Raw genomic sequence first — 14,861 nt, 5'->3', positions numbered from 1 at the left:
GCGCCGTACACACCCCCACAAAACCACACAAACCCCGAGGCACTCCTTGAGCCTGAGCATCCGCAACCAGCTCCCCGGCACCGTCACCGCCATCACCCGCGGCGAGGTCATGGCAACGGTCAGGATCCAGCTGACCGACGGCCGGCCCCTCACCGCGGCGATCACCCGTGACGCCGTCGACGACCTGGCCCTCGCCACCGGCTCCGCCGTACACGCCCTCGTGAAGTCGACGGAGGTCTCCCTCGCCACGGCCCCGGTCGAGGGCCTGTCCATCCGCAACCAGCTCCCCGGCACCATCACGGACGTCACCACCGGCGGCGCGACAGCCGCGATCCGGATCACCACCGACACCGGCGACCTCACCGCCGTCATCACCAATGACGCGGTCACCGACCTCGGCCTGACGACCGGCATCCCCGTCATCGCACTGATCAAGTCGACCGAGGTGGCACTGGCCACCCCGTGACACGCAAAAGGGGGCCCCGCCTGCCCGGCGGAGCCCCCTGAGCGTCAGCTCACTCAGTCCTCGTACGCGTCCAGCGGCGGGCAGGAGCACACGAGGTTCCGGTCACCGAAGGCCTGGTCGATCCGGCACACCGGCGGCCAGTACTTGTCCGCGGCGGAGACCCCGCCCGGGAACACGGCCTCGTCACGGCCGTACGCGTGCTCCCACTCGCCACCCAGCGCGGCGGCGGTGTGCGGAGCGTTCCGCAGCGGGTTGTCCTCCGCGGCCCACTCGCCGGCGGCGACCTTCTCGATCTCCGCACGGATCGCGATCATCGCCTCGCAGAACCGGTCCAGCTCGATCAGGTCCTCGGACTCCGTCGGCTCGATCATCAGCGTGCCGGCCACCGGGAACGACATCGTCGGCGCGTGGAAGCCGTAGTCGATGAGCCGCTTGGCGACATCGTCGACGCTGACGCCGGTCGCCTTGGTCAGCGGCCGCAGGTCGATGATGCACTCGTGCGCGACCAGCCCGCCGGGCCCGGTGTAGAGCACCGGGTAGTGCGGCTCCAGTCGCTTGGCGATGTAGTTGGCGCTGAGCACGGCCACCTGCGTGGCCCGCTTGAGTCCCTCGCCGCCCATGAGCCGGACGTAGGCCCACGAGATGGGCAGGATGCCCGCGGAGCCCCACGGCGCCGCAGAGATCGGCCCCACACCCGTCTCCGGGCCGGCGGCCGGCTGCATCGGGTGGTTCGGCAGGTACGGCGCGAGGTGCCCGCGCACCGCCACCGGCCCGACGCCCGGACCGCCGCCGCCGTGCGGGATGCAGAAGGTCTTGTGCAGGTTCAGGTGCGAGACGTCACCACCGAAGTGCCCTGGCTTGGCGAGCCCGACCAGGGCGTTGAGGTTGGCCCCGTCGACGTACACCTGGCCACCGGCCTCGTGCACCTGCGCGCAGATGTCGGCGACATGCTCCTCGAACACACCGTGCGTGGACGGGTACGTGATCATCAGCACCGCCAGCTCGTCGCGGTACTGCTCGATCTTGGCCCGCAGGTCCTCGACGTCGACCTCGCCGTCCTCGGCGGTCTTCACGACGACGACCTTCATGCCCGCCATCACGGCACTCGCCGCATTCGTGCCGTGCGCGGAGGACGGAATCAGACACACGGTCCGCTGCTCGTCCCCGTTGGCCCGGTGGTATCCGCGTACGGCGAGCAGACCGGCGAGCTCACCCTGCGAGCCGGCGTTCGGCTGGAGGCTGACCTTGTCGTACCCGGTGACCTCGGCGAGACGTTCCTCCAGCTCACGGATGAGCGTGAGGTAGCCCTGCGCCTGCTCGGCCGGCGCGAAGGGGTGCAGCTGCCCGAACTCGGGCCAGGTCACCGGCTCCATCTCGGTCGTCGCGTTCAGCTTCATCGTGCACGAGCCCAGCGGGATCATGCCGCGGTCGAGCGCGTAGTCGCGGTCGGCCAGCTTGCGCAGGTAGCGCAGCATGGCGGTCTCGGAGCGGTACTGGTGGAACACGGGGTGGGTCAGGATCTCGTCGTCGCGCAGCAGCCCCTGCGGCAGCGTGTCCTCGGCCCGCGCGTCCAGCGCCTCGATGTCACCCTCGACCCCGAACGCGGCCCACACAGCGCCCAGCTGCGCCCGCCCGGTGGTCTCGTCACAGGAGACGGAGACCTGGTCGGCGTCGACGAGGTGCAGGTTGACGCCGTTCTGCCGGGCAGCGGCGACGACCTCGGCGGCCCGGCCCGGAACCCGCACGGTGACCGTGTCGAAGTAGGAGCCGTGCACGACCTCCACCCCGCCCGCGATGAGCCCCGCGGCGAGGATCGAGGCGTACCGGTGGGTCCTGCGGGCAATCGCCTTCAGCCCGTCGGGCCCGTGGTAGACGGCGTACATGCCGGCCATCACGGCGAGCAGCACCTGCGCGGTGCAGATGTTGCTGGTCGCCTTCTCCCGACGGATGTGCTGCTCACGCGTCTGCAGCGCCAGCCGGTAGGCCCTGTTCCCGTCGGCGTCGACGGACACACCCACGAGCCGCCCGGGCAGGCTGCGCGCGAACTTCTCGTGCACGGCCATGTAGCCGGCGTGCGGACCACCGAAGCCCATCGGCACACCGAACCGCTGCGTCGTACCGACCGCGATGTCCGCACCGAGCTCACCCGGCGACGTCAGCAGCGTCAGCGCGAGCAGATCGGCGGCGACGGTGACGAGCGCTCCGAGCTCATGGGCCTGCTCGATGACAGGCTTGATGTCGCGTACGACACCGGAGGCGCCCGGGTACTGGACGAGCACGCCGTTGATCTCACGCGAGGTGATCCCGGCCGGGATGCCGTCGCTGAGGTCGGCGACGACGACCTCCACGCCGGTCGGCTCGGCACGCGTCTCGATGACGGCGATGGTCTGCGGCAGGACGTCCGCGTCGACCAGGAACAGGCCCTTCTTGTTCTTGCCCATGCGCCGGGACAGGGCCATGGCCTCGGCCGCCGCCGTGCCCTCGTCGAGCAGCGAGGCGCCGGAGGTCGGCAGACCGGTCAGATCGGCGACCATGGTCTGGAAGTTCAGCAGGGCTTCGAGCCGCCCCTGCGAGATCTCCGGCTGGTACGGCGTATAGGCCGTGTACCAGGCAGGATTCTCCATGACATTGCGCAGGATCACCGGCGGGGTGAAGGTCCCGTAGTACCCGAGTCCGATCATGGAGTCGAGCACCTGGTTCCGATCGGCCAGCGAACGCAGCTCCGCCAGCACCTCGGCCTCGGTACGCGCATCCGGCAGGTCGAGCGCGTCGGCGTTCTTGATCACATCCGGCACGGCGGCGGCGGTGAGCTCGTCGAGCGAGCCGTACCCGACCTGGGCAAGCATCTTGGCCCGAGCCTCATGATCAGGACCAATATGACGCTGCTCGAAGGGAATCCCCTTCTCAAGCTCGGCGAGCGGAATGCGATGGGCGGTCATTGCGGAGGCCTCCTGGTCTGACGCGACCTTCGAGGGCACCACGGAACGGGTGCCCGGACGGCCTCCCCCTCTGTCATCTCAACCTGAGAGCTTCACCGGGTGCTCGCGAGGGCACCCGGCTTTCACCGTCGGTGAGAGCGGAAGCCGTCGACACCCGCCCTGCTTTCCAGAGTGACCTCGTCCGTGCGGTACGTGTGCCTGAGAGATTCCGGGGAGGATTTGCTCCTTCGGCGCCTCCGGATGGGGTCCGGAGGACTCTCCCGCACGGGGTCAGCAGCCGCTGTCAGCCTACCAGCGAGGTCAACGCCCAGGCGTTCGAGTGGCCGGGCGCCCGAATGTGCTCTTTCGTAGTGCTTACGGATGAGTTGCGACCAAGTGGAGGGCACGTGCAGACCGACATCGATCCGCGCAACCTGATCGGCCGCAAGGCGTTCGACCGCAACGGCACCAAGATCGGCACAATCGACGAGGTCTACCTCGACGACGCGACCGGCGTGCCGGAGTGGGCGGCCATACGCACCGGCCTGTTCAGCCGGGACGCATTCGTCCCCCTGGAGCCCAGCGAACTGGTCGAGGGCACCCTGCACGTCCCCTTCGACCGCACCCTGATCAAGGACGCCCCCGACTTCGGCGTAGGCCGCCACCTCTCCCCCGAACAAGAACTCCAGCTCTACCACCACTACGGCCTGGACGTCGCCCCACCCCCACCCCTCCCGGACCACGACTTCGGCAAACTGGCAGGCACAGAAGACGCAGACGCCTGAACCCCACACAGCTCAGCCCACCACCCACCCCAGCAGCCAACGCCGAGGCAGCCGCTGAGACGGCACCCACCCAAGCAGACGCTGCCGACGCGGCCGTCAGTCAGACGCTGCCGATGCAGCCGTCAGTCTGCGGGCATGCGTGCCGCCTGGGGCGGCACGGGTGGGCGCAGGCGGCACCCCGCAAGCGCCGGGCTGCGCACCCACCCCCCGGCAGCACAACCGGCGGCACCCCCCACCAACGCCGGTCGACAGCACCGACGCAACCCCTCACGCCCCAACGCCCCGCACCGAACCCCCCGACACCAACGGCAACGGCTCCGCCGCCTCCAGCCCAGGATCGTCAACCCGAAACGTCCGCACCCGCCCCGGCCCCGAATCCGGCGTCTCGAACCGCACTGTCACCCGCCCCAGCCCGCTCCCCTGCACCCACCCATGCCCGAACTCGGCATGCCGCACGTCATGCCCCGCCACCCACCGCCGCTCCTCGGACGCCACCCGCTCCTCGACAGGCGCATCCGGAGCGTCCTCCTCCAAGAACCCTTCCCCCCGCTCCCCCGCCGCCTGCGCGAACAGATCCTCCTGCGTGTAGTCGGCCAGCCCGCTGACCCCCACCCCCAGCAGCCGCACCCCACCCGTCGTATCCACAGCCTCCAGCAACCGCGCCGCGGCCTCCCGCACCACCGCCGGATCATCCGTCGGCCCCCGCAAGGTCTCGGACCGCGTCAGGGTCGAGAAGTCATACCGCCGCACCTTCAACACGATGGTCCGCCCCGACAGCCCGGCCCCCCGCAACCTCCGCACACACCGGTCGGCCAGCCGCTGAACCTCCAGCCCCACCCGAACCCGGTCATGGATGTCCACGTCGTACGTGTCCTCCACCGACACCGACTTCGTCTCCCGCTCGGCCACCACGGGCCGCTCGTCGTGCGCCAGCGCCATGGCGTACAACGCATGCCCGTGCGCCTTCCCCAGCAGCCGCACGAGCTCGTCCTCACCGGCCTCGGCGATCTCGTCGACCGTGGTGATCCCGGCCCGCCGCAGATGGTCCCCCGTCGCCGGCCCCACCCCCGGCAGCGTCCGCACCGACATCGGTCCGAGCAGCGCCCGCTCGGTCCCCGGCTCGATCACCACAAGACCGTCCGGTTTGGCCTGCTCCGAGGCAATCTTCGCGAGCATCTTGGAGGCCGCGAGCCCCACGGACCCCGTGAGCCCGGTGACCGCCCGTATGTCGGCGCGCAGTCTCACCCCCACCAACCGCGCCGACTCCTCGTCCCAGGCCGCACCCCCGGCCTCCAGATCCACGAACGCCTCGTCCAGGCTGAGCGGCTCCACCAGCGGCGACAGCTCCCGCAGCAGCCCCATCACCTGCTCGCTGATCGTCCGGTAGAACCCGAAGCGCGGCACCAGATACGCGGCGTTCGGCGCAAGCCGCCGAGCCTGTGCCATGGGCATCGCCGAATGCACCCCGAAGACCCGCGCCTCGTACGACGCCGTCGCCACCACACCCCGAGGCCCGAGCCCGCCCACGATGACGGCCTTCCCACGCAGGCTCGGCTTGGACGCCTGCTCCGCCGAAGCGAAGAAGGCATCCATGTCGAGGTGCAGGATCGTGGGCGCGCTTCTCACATCTCCGATGCTGCCCTACGCCACTGACAATGCCCCGCGTACCGCCCCGGGCAGGGCCTCACACCGCCCGGTTACGCCGCCGCGCCAGCTCGTCCGCCGGATTGTGCCCGACGAGCGTCTCCCCGGTGTCGATCCGCTCCCCGTGCAGCTGCGACAGCGCGCTCTCCACATCCCGCCACACCACGCCGACGGCGATCCCGAAGATCCCCTGCCCGCCCTGGAGCAGCGCGTGGACCTCGTCGGGAGAGGTGCACTCGTAGACCGTGGCGCCGTCGCTCATCAGCGTCATGCGCTCCAGATCACGGAACCCGCGCTCACGCAGGTGCTGGACCGCGGTGCGGATGTTCTGCAGCGACACACCGGTGTCGAGGAACCGCTTGACGATCTTCAGGACTACGACGTCCCGGAAGCTGTACAGCCTCTGCGTCCCCGACCCGTAGGCGGGCCGCACGCTCGGCTCGACGAGCCCGGTACGGGCCCAGTAGTCCAGTTGCCGGTAGGTGATGCCGGCGGCCGCACAGGCCGTCGGCCCGCGATAGCCGATCTGCTCGGACGCCATGGACGTCGCCCCTCCGCTGCTCGGCACGGCCGCCGGTCGCTGCGGAGCATGGTCGGCCGCGCTGCCGTGAAGCGGGTACGGACCGCTCGCCCCGAGACCGCGTCCGGGGGCACCCCCAGCCGTACCGTCGCCGCTGCTTCTCACGCCGACCTCCGTCCTTGACCTGCCTTCTCGACGGTAGGCAGTCACCAGGGGTGCGTCAACGATCGCCACACTCGGCACGCCGAGTGATAATCACCCTAGGAGTGGTTTCCCGTACCCCACCGCGGGGAAAGGCTAGCCGAATGCGCTCGGGCCGGGCCGCAGGACGCTCTCACTCGCCGCTGGCAATTGCCGACGCCCGAGCCGACAGCCGACCGTAGGCCACCCGCACCGGACCGTCCGTCCGCTGCCCGCCCACGCGCGCTCACTGGCTGCTGGTGCCGAAGTCCTCGGGCGAGATCTGGTCGAGGAACTCGCGGAACTTCTCCACCTCGTCCTCCTGCTCGTCCGGAATCGCGATACCCGCGTCGTCGAGCACGCCGTCGCTGCCGTAGATCGGCGTCCCGGTGCGCAGGGCCAGCGCTATGGCATCGGACGGGCGGGCGCTCACCTCGACCCCACTGGCGAAGACCAGTTCGGCATAGAAGACGCCCTCACGCAGGTCCGTGATGCGCACTTCGGTGAGCTCCTGGCCGACGGCCTCCAGCACGTCCTTGAACAGGTCGTGGGTCAGCGGTCGCGCGGGGGCCATGCCCTGCTGGGCGAAGGCAATCGCCGTCGCCTCCCCCGGCCCGATCCAGATGGGGAGGTAGCGGTCGCCTCCCACTTCACGCAGGAGCACGATCGGTTGGTTGGAGGGCATTTCGACCCGGACACCTACGACATCGAGCTCGTTCACACAGCAACCCTAGGCCGTGCCCGGGACGTTTGGGTAGTCGGGCAGGAAACGGGCGGCCCATCCTGCCTTCGGGAGCGGACCGGCTCAGGGCAGCCGCACTCCGAGGGCGGTCTTCACCAACGCGGCGTGCAGTTTCACGGTGAGCCCCGCCAGCTCCTTCGTACGGGCCTCGGCGTGCGCCCTGGTCTGCGGGTTCCGGTGGCGCCTCAGCGGGGCCACGACCTGGTCCACCAGCCCGGCCTCCCGGTCGGCGGCCGCCTTCATCACGCGCAGATGCCGCGGCTCGATCCCGAACCGCCCCAGCTCGGCCACGAGCGAGGCCACGGTGACCGCCTCCGCGTCGTACGCCCCGTCCGGCAGCGGGGCGATGAGCCCGTACGACTCCCACTCCTGGAGCTCCTGCTCACCGATCTCGGCCGCGGCCAGCAGCTCGGCCCGCCCGATGCGCGCCGCCGTGGGCCCCTCGGAGAACTCCGGGACGCTCTCGCCGTCGCGCTGACGCCCCACGGTCGGCAGCGGTACGGCCTCACCGCGCTCCATGGCGTCCAGATGCTCCCGGATCACCTTGAGCGGCAGATAGTGGTCCCGCTGCATCCTCAGGACATGACCGAGCCGCTCGACGTCGTCGGCGCTGAACTTGCGGTACCCGGAAGGAGTCCGCTGCGGCTCGATAAGCCCCTCCGACTCCAGGAAACGGATCTTGGAGATCGTCACTTCGGGGAACTCGTCACGCAGCACGTTCAGCACCGTGCCGATGCTCATCAGCCCACTGTCCGGGGCGGCGGTGCCGTGCCCGGCACCACCGCTCGGTGTTTGAAGCATGGACCTTCCCTGGGGTCCGCCCGGAGCGAGTCCGGGGGAGCGTCAGTAGCCCCGCTGGCTCGCGTAGAAGACCAGCCGGTACTTGCCGATCTGCACCTCGTCACCGTTCGACAGAGCGACCTGGTCGATCCGCTCGCGGTTGACGTACGTGCCGTTCAGACTGCCCACGTCCGCCACCGTGAACGAGCCGTCCTGAGCGCGACGGAACTCCACGTGCCGACGGGAGACCGTGACGTCGTCCAGGAAGATGTCGCTCTGCGGATGGCGCCCGGCCGTGGTCAGGTCACCGTCCAGGAGGAAGCGGCTGCCCGAGTTCGGTCCGCGGCGCACGACCAGGAGCGCGGACCCCAGGGGCAGCGCCTCGACAGCGGCCTGCGCCTCGGGAGAGAGCGCCGGCACCGCCGTCTGACCGGTGGCCTCGGCGTCGTAGGCCTCAAGGCCGGAGATGGAGATCGTGGACGTCGTCTCGGACGGACGCTCCGGCACGGCGCCCGGCCGCAGCGGAGCACCGCAGTTGGAACAGAAGCGGCTGTTCTCCGCGTTGCGGTTACCGCACCTCGTACACACCAGGGCCGACATCGACGGATCCTCCTGCCGCGGCTGCCCCGCCGGGGCATTGGACGCGTACGGGTCGGCGGAGAACCCTCCACCCGTACTTGAGGTTGACGGTTGCCCGAAACCTATGCCTCCGGACTGGGCAGGGTCAACAGACGGCACGCCCTGACCTCCGGAAATGTCACCGCCCGGACCAGGCACCTGGTCCCGGAACAGCGGCCGCTGGCCCTCTGCGTCAGGCTGTGCGCGATGACGGGCGGTCGCGTTTTCGCTCCCCTGTCGCGCGCTCTTGCCGAACAACTTCGCAAACAACTTCACGGGCGATTCCCCTTGACTGAAACAGACCCGCCCGTGGGGCAGGACGAACCCTGACTGCACACACCGGCCGACCCGGACATCATCACAACGTCCGTCTCCACCAGACAGTTTCCACCACGCACCACCCATTCGGTGCGCCGACCCCCCGCAACCTCATGCCCTCGCCGGACGTCCCCCATGCACCCCCGGTTCACTGGGAGGACGACCGAGCGTAGTCAGGCCGCTCCGCCGCCCGCAAGGCGTCCACAACGATCTTGTCGGACCGCTCGACGGTCACGGTGGCCTGCTCCTTCTCCAGAGTCTGCACCACGCCTCCAGGGATGTTGAGCGCCGGTTCGAGGTCCTGCGGCTTGCCGATGACCTTGAAACGATAGGGCGCGTCGATCTTGTTCCCGTCGACGCTCACGCTGTTGCCGGAGTCCGTCAGATAGGTGCCGGCGACGACCCGCACGCCGTTCACCTGGATCGCCTCCGCACCGGCCGCGCGCAACTCCTGAATGGCGTCGAGCAGCATGTCCGCCTCGACCGTCCCCTTCGTGTCGTCGATCGTCATCGTGATGCCGGGTCCCTGCGCGGCCACCGTGCCCGCCAGAATGCCGAGTTGCCGCTCCTTCTCGACCGTCTGCTTGCGAGCCTCCTCGGCCTGGTTCGAGCTGTTCTCCAACTCGTCCCGCTGCTTCTCAAGACCCTGCTTCTCGTCCTCAAGACGCTGAGTACGGTCATCCAGTTCATCGAGGATCCGGACAAGATCCTCCTGGCGCGCCCCGCGCAGGGCACTGTCCCCGTCGCTGTTCGAGGCCACCTGGACGGCCAGGCCGAAGCCGAGGCCGAACAGCAGCAGGGCGACGATGAGTTGGGCCCTGGTGACCCGCGGCGGCCACAGCCCCTTCACCAGCCGCTGGCGGCCGGTCAGCCCGGGCGGCGCCTTCGGCGCACCCGCGGCGGTCTCGGCGGCCGCGGCCGGCACCTCGTCGGGCAGTTCCTTGCGCAGCCTGTTCTGCGCCGTCCCGTCCTGGTCGCTCATCGGCCTCACGCCCGGAAAACGTGCCGACGGATCGCCGCGGCGTTCGAGAAGATGCGGATTCCGAGGACGACGACGACGCCGGTGGACAGCTGGGCGCCCACGCCCAGCTTGTCGCCCAGGAACACGATCAGCGCGGCCACGACCACATTGGACAGGAACGACACGACGAAGACCTTGTCGTCGAAGATGCCGTCGAGCATGGCCCGCAGACCACCGAACACGGCGTCCAGTGCCGCCACGACGGCGATCGGCAGATAAGGCTCGACGACCGCCGGAACCTCAGGCCGGACCAACAGGCCGGCCACGACTCCCACGACGAGGCCCAGTACGGCGATCACGATGTGCCCTTCTCGGATTTCTCGGTGTACGGCTGTGCTGTACGTACGGTCACACTCGGTGCGGCGGGCAGCCGGAGGTCGTCCTCCACGGAGATGGCGGTCCGGATGCCGTAGTTCTCCTGCAGGGCGTGCAGATACAGCCCGTCGGCGCTGTCCTGGAACCTGGTGCTCAGCCGCTGACCGTCCCCCACCGCGAGCACCGTGTACGGCGGAACCAGCGGCTTGTTGTCGACCAGTATCGCGTCACCCGCGGCCCGGATCGCCGACAGCGCCGTCAGCCGCTGCCCGTTGATGGAGATGGCCTCGGCACCGGACTCCCACAGCCCGTTGACCACGCGCTGCATGTCCCGGTCGCGAACCCGCCCGGTGTCGGAGAACCCCGAGGTCTCGCGCGGATCCCCGTCACTGCCCCCGCCGGACTCCTTGGCGTCGTCCACGACCAGCTTCACCCCCGGACCATGGACTTCCACGGCACCCGACAGAATGCCCACGAGCTCCCCCTGCTCGCTGCCCCCGCTCTCCTTGAGGGCCTCACGCTGCCGCGCGCTCACGTCGTCCCGCAGCTCGTCGACCGTGTCCTCAAGCTCGTCAGCGGCCTCGGTCTCCTGATCGATACGGTCGATCAGCTCCTCGCGCTCCTTCGCCACCACCGGAGCCGCCACGCGCGCCTGTGCCGCACCGACCGTGACGACCAGGGCGGCCAGCACCAGTCCGGCGGCGAGCCCCAGCTTGGCCCGGAGGGTCCTGGGCAGACCGCCGTTGCCCGCGGCCTCCTTCCGGGCCGCCGCCTCGGCGTACCCGTCGTCGAGGCTGTGGTCCATGACGTTGGTGAGCAGCGACATGGATGCGTCCGGGCGCGAGGGGCGCGTAGGTGTGCTCCGAACGGGGGGCTGCTGCGGCATGCCGCACATCGTCGCACGTCGCGCCGCATACCTCCGAATGGCCCCACCGGCGTGCCGGACAGGCCCCCTTGGGGACACTTGTCCGGCACGCGCGCGTGTTACGTGCTCAGCGTCCGGCGCTGTCCACGACCGCCGACCACTCGTCGAGCAGGGCCTGCGCGGAGGCGTCGTCCGGCCCCTCCGCCCACAGATGGGTGACCGCCTCGGCGGGATCGGGCAGCACCATCACCCAGCGCCCGTCGGTCTCCACGACCCGCACCCCGTCCGTGGTGTCCACAAAGCGGTCTCCGGCCGCTTCGACGACCCGCCGCATGACGAGCCCCTTGACCGCCCAGGGAGTCGCCAGATCCCGCCTGAGGACGTGCGCCCGCGGTATCCGCGCATCGATCTGGCTGAGGGTGAGCTGCGTCCGGGCCACCAGCCCGATGAGCCGCACGAAGGCCGCCGCGCCGTCGAAGACGCTGCTGAACTCGGGGACGATGAAGCCACCCTTCCCGTCCCCGCCGAAGATCGTCGTCTCGTCCCGCCCGACCCTCGTCAGATCGTCGGGCGACGTCGTCGTCCACTCCACCTGAGTCCCGTGATATGCCGCCACCTGCTCGGCGATCCTCGTCGTGGTCACCGGCAGCGCCACACGTCCGCTGCGCCGCTCCGCGGCCACCAGGTCGAGCATGACTAGCAGCGCCCGGTCGTCCTCGACGATCCGCCCCTTCTCGTCGACGAGCGACAGTCGCTCGCCCACGGGGTCGAACCGTACGCCGAACGCGGCCCGCGCGGACGCGACGATCTCTCCCAACCGCACCAGCCCCGACCGCCGCGCGTCCGCCGTCTCCGTGGGCCTGGACTCGTCAAGACCCGGATTGATGGTCAGCGAGTCCACACCGAGCTTCCCGAGCAGGGAGGGCAGAACGAGCCCGGCACTGCCGTTGGAGGCATCGACGACGACCTTGAGCCCGGACTCGGCGATCCCGGTCGTGTCGACATTGCGCAACAGCGACCCGGTGTAGGAGTCGAACACGCTGGCCGGGAAGTGCAGATCCCCGATCTCACCCGGGAACGCACGCCGGTACTCCTGACGCGCGAACACCCGGTCCAGCTTCCGCTGACTGCCCTGCGAGAGATCGGCACCCCGGCCGTCGAAGAACATGATGTCCACGGAATCCGGCACTCCGGGCGTCGTCCGGATCATGATCCCGCCGGCACTGCCTCGCGCGGTCTGCTGCCGGGCAACGGGCAGCGGTACGTTCTCCAGGTCGCGTACGTCGATGGCGCTGGCCTGGAGCGCGGAGATGACCGCACGCTTCAGCGCCCGCGCACCACGCGAGTGGTCCCTGGCCGTGGTGACCGTGGACCCCTTCTTCAGGGTCGTGGCATACGCACCGGCGAGACGCACCGCCAGCTCCGGCGTGATCTCCACGTTCAGGATTCCGGAGACCCCACGGGCGCCGAAGAGATGCGCCTGGCCCCTGGATTCCCAGATCACCGACGTGTTGACGAACGCGCCGGCCTCAATGGTCTTGAACGGGTAGACCCGCACATTTCCCTGAATGATCGATTCTTCGCCGACCAGGCACTCGTCGCCGATGACGGCGCCGTCCTCGATCCGCGCCGCACGCATGATGTCGGTGTTCTTTCCGACAACACAGCCCCGCAGATTGCTGTGCTGCCCGACGTACACGTTGTCGTGCACAACGGCCTTGTGCAGAAAGGCCCCGCTCTTCACGACGACGTTCGAGCCGACGACGGTGTGCTCACGGATCTCGGCGCCGGCCTCGACCTTGGCGTAGTCCCCGATGTAGAGGGGCCCTCGAAGAACGGCATCCGGATGCACCTCGGCACCCTCCGCCACCCACACGCCCGGAGAAATCTCGAAGCCGTCGAGCTCGACCTCGACCTTGCCCTCCAGGACGTCGGCCTGGGCCTTCACGTAGCTCTCGTGGGTACCTACGTCCTCCCAGTACCCCTCCGCCACATACCCGTAGATCGGCTTGCCATCCTTCATCAACTGCGGGAAGACATCACCGGACCAGTCGACAGGCACATCGGCCTCGACATAGTTGAAGACCTCGGGCTCCATGACGTAGATACCGGTGTTCACCGTGTCCGAGAAGACCTGACCCCAGGTCGGCTTCTCAAGGAAACGCTCGACCTTGCCCTCTTCATCGACAATGGTGATGCCGAATTCCAATGGATTGGGCACACGCGTCAAGCAGACCGTGACGAGCGCACCCTTCTCCTTGTGGAAATTGATCAGCTCGGTGAGGTCGAAGTCGGTCAGAGCATCGCCGGAGATCACCAGGAAGGCATCGTCCTTCAACGCCTCTTCGGCGTTCTTGACGCTTCCGGCGGTACCGAGTGGCTTCTCCTCGTTGGCATAGCTGAGCTCCATTCCGAGCTCTTCGCCGTCACCGAAGTAGTTCTTGACCAACGAGGCCAAGAACTGGACAGTTACGACGGTCTCGTTCAGCCCATGCCTTTTGAGCAGCCGCAGAACGTGCTCCATGATCGGCCGGTTGGCCACCGGTAGGAGCGGCTTGGGCATGCTTGAGGTCATGGGGCGAAGGCGTGTGCCTTCGCCTCCGGCCATCACGACGGCCTTCATGTCGGAAGCGTCCTCCTCTAAGAGACGACGGTCTAGCCGACTTCACCCGTCCAGATTGTCCCGCACTTTTCCGCCGCGGGCCATCGAGCCGCTGGGGCGCATCAATGGGCGGGGTCAATCGGCCATGGCGTCCGCACGAACCAGGCGGCGGACCTGAACCATGTAGAGGACTCCTGCCCACCAATAGAGCGTTGTACCCCATCCGGCGAACGCCCATCCGAAAATAGCAGCGAGTGACGGAAGCCACCCGCTTCCGTCGCTGAGCAGGAGCAACGGGAAGGCATACATCAGGTTGAAGGTAGCTGCCTTCCCCAGGAAGTTCACCTGGGGCGGCGGATAGCCATGACGCCTGAGGATGCCCACCATCACCAGCAGAACCAGTTCTCGCGCAAGAAGTACGGCAGTCAACCAGAGCGGCAGAATCTCGCGCCAGGTCAGTCCGACCAAAGTCGAGAGAATGTAGAGCCGGTCTGCAGCGGGATCCAGGAGCCGGCCGAGGTTGCTGATCTGGTTCCAGCGCCGCGCCAACTTGCCGTCCAGGTAGTCGCTGATCCCGCTCAGCGCCAACACCAGAAGCGCCCAGCCGTCGCTCTCCGGCCCTCCGAACTCCGGCCTGAGGATCAACCACAGGAAGAGCGGCACGCCGGCGAGCCGCGCCATGCTGAGGATGTTGGGGATGGTGAGCACCCGGTCCGTCTGGACACGGGTCTCCTGGACCTCCACCCGGGGGCCTCCTGTGGGAAACGTGCGAACGATGCCCCCTGACCCTACCTCAACGCAAAAAAGCTCTGGCTCTTGGGCGGTATGCCCAAGAGCCAGAGCTGTAAAAGGAGTTCGGCGGCGTCCTACTCTCCCACAGGGTCCCCCCTGCAGTACCATCGGCGCTGTGAGGCTTAGCTTCCGGGTTCGGAATGTAACCGGGCGTTTCCCTCACGCTATGACCACCGAAACACTATGAAACTGTGAACTTCTGCCGCACCGTATGTGACCTATACGGGGCCGTTCGTGGTTTCAGAACCAACACAGTGGACGCGAGCAACTGAGGACAAGCCCTCGGCCTATTAGT

Annotated in this window: 13 protein-coding genes, 1 rRNA gene and 1 riboswitch; of the genes, 2 read left to right on the top strand and 12 right to left on the bottom strand. The window is 68.6% G+C overall.

Features of this window, described 5'->3' with window-relative positions:
- Nucleotides 1-46 precede the first annotated feature (46 nt).
- A complete protein-coding gene (locus AB0Q90_RS09705; protein ID WP_363162109.1) occupies nt 47-466 on the top strand; it encodes a TOBE domain-containing protein in 420 nt (139 codons plus the stop codon).
- A gap of 53 nt (nt 467-519) precedes the next feature.
- Here AB0Q90_RS09705 and gcvP read toward each other — a convergent pair whose 3' ends face one another.
- Nucleotides 520-3,405, bottom strand: a complete 2,886-nt coding sequence (gcvP, locus tag AB0Q90_RS09700; protein ID WP_363162108.1) for an aminomethyl-transferring glycine dehydrogenase — start codon at nt 3,403-3,405, stop codon at nt 520-522.
- Between the two features lie 176 nt (nt 3,406-3,581).
- A riboswitch (glycine riboswitch) is annotated at nt 3,582-3,678 on the bottom strand.
- A 113-nt stretch (nt 3,679-3,791) separates the two neighbouring features.
- Here gcvP and AB0Q90_RS09695 point away from each other — a divergent pair.
- Nucleotides 3,792-4,169 (top strand): PRC-barrel domain-containing protein, encoded by a 378-nt coding sequence (locus AB0Q90_RS09695; RefSeq protein WP_363162107.1) that lies wholly within the window; start codon nt 3,792-3,794, stop codon nt 4,167-4,169.
- A gap of 267 nt (nt 4,170-4,436) precedes the next feature.
- On the opposite strand, the gene AB0Q90_RS09690 is transcribed toward AB0Q90_RS09695, so the two are convergent.
- The 11 genes from AB0Q90_RS09690 to rrf form a co-directional block, all read right to left on the bottom strand.
- Nucleotides 4,437-5,762, bottom strand: coding sequence for a DNA polymerase IV (locus AB0Q90_RS09690; protein ID WP_363162294.1), 1,326 nt, complete (start codon nt 5,760-5,762; stop codon nt 4,437-4,439).
- Between the two features lie 91 nt (nt 5,763-5,853).
- Nucleotides 5,854-6,498, bottom strand: coding sequence for a MerR family transcriptional regulator (locus AB0Q90_RS09685; RefSeq protein WP_363162106.1), 645 nt, complete (start codon nt 6,496-6,498; stop codon nt 5,854-5,856).
- 262 nt (nt 6,499-6,760) lie between these two features.
- On the bottom strand, nt 6,761-7,234 hold the full coding sequence (locus AB0Q90_RS09680; RefSeq protein WP_004002801.1) for a bifunctional nuclease family protein: 474 nt from the start codon (nt 7,232-7,234) through the stop codon (nt 6,761-6,763).
- 84 nt (nt 7,235-7,318) lie between these two features.
- The gene (locus AB0Q90_RS09675; RefSeq protein WP_363162105.1) at nt 7,319-8,056 is read right to left on the bottom strand and encodes a MerR family transcriptional regulator; all 738 of its coding nucleotides are present in this window, start codon (nt 8,054-8,056) and stop codon (nt 7,319-7,321) included.
- A gap of 42 nt (nt 8,057-8,098) precedes the next feature.
- Entirely contained in the window at nt 8,099-9,058 is a 960-nt protein-coding gene (locus AB0Q90_RS09670) for an FHA domain-containing protein (protein ID WP_363162104.1), read from the bottom strand.
- A 61-nt stretch (nt 9,059-9,119) separates the two neighbouring features.
- Nucleotides 9,120-9,953 carry a DUF881 domain-containing protein gene (locus tag AB0Q90_RS09665; RefSeq protein WP_363162103.1) on the bottom strand — a complete coding sequence of 278 codons (834 nt, stop codon included), beginning with the start codon at nt 9,951-9,953 and terminating at the stop codon, nt 9,120-9,122.
- A 5-nt stretch (nt 9,954-9,958) separates the two neighbouring features.
- Nucleotides 9,959-10,291: a small basic family protein gene (locus AB0Q90_RS09660; protein WP_003988855.1), complete on the bottom strand. Its 333-nt coding sequence runs from the start codon at nt 10,289-10,291 to the stop codon at nt 9,959-9,961.
- Entirely contained in the window at nt 10,288-11,202 is a 915-nt protein-coding gene (locus AB0Q90_RS09655; protein ID WP_363162102.1) for a DUF881 domain-containing protein, read from the bottom strand. Before AB0Q90_RS09655 ends, AB0Q90_RS09660 begins: the two co-directional genes overlap by 4 nt.
- A gap of 97 nt (nt 11,203-11,299) precedes the next feature.
- A complete protein-coding gene (locus AB0Q90_RS09650) occupies nt 11,300-13,795 on the bottom strand; it encodes a mannose-1-phosphate guanyltransferase (RefSeq protein ID WP_363162101.1) in 2,496 nt (831 codons plus the stop codon).
- Between the two features lie 114 nt (nt 13,796-13,909).
- Nucleotides 13,910-14,518 (bottom strand): CDP-alcohol phosphatidyltransferase family protein, encoded by a 609-nt coding sequence (locus AB0Q90_RS09645; RefSeq protein ID WP_363162100.1) that lies wholly within the window; start codon nt 14,516-14,518, stop codon nt 13,910-13,912.
- Nucleotides 14,519-14,627: 109 nt separating this feature from the next.
- A 5S ribosomal RNA gene (rrf, locus tag AB0Q90_RS09640) occupies nt 14,628-14,744 on the bottom strand.
- Nucleotides 14,745-14,861: the final 117 nt, after the last annotated feature.

It is taken from the genome of Streptomyces sp. NPDC079141, assembly GCF_040686775.1.
Classification (GTDB): domain Bacteria; phylum Actinomycetota; class Actinomycetes; order Streptomycetales; family Streptomycetaceae; genus Streptomyces.
The sequence above is the reverse complement of the archived record's forward strand: the minus strand, read 5'-3'. Positions and strand labels throughout refer to the sequence as shown.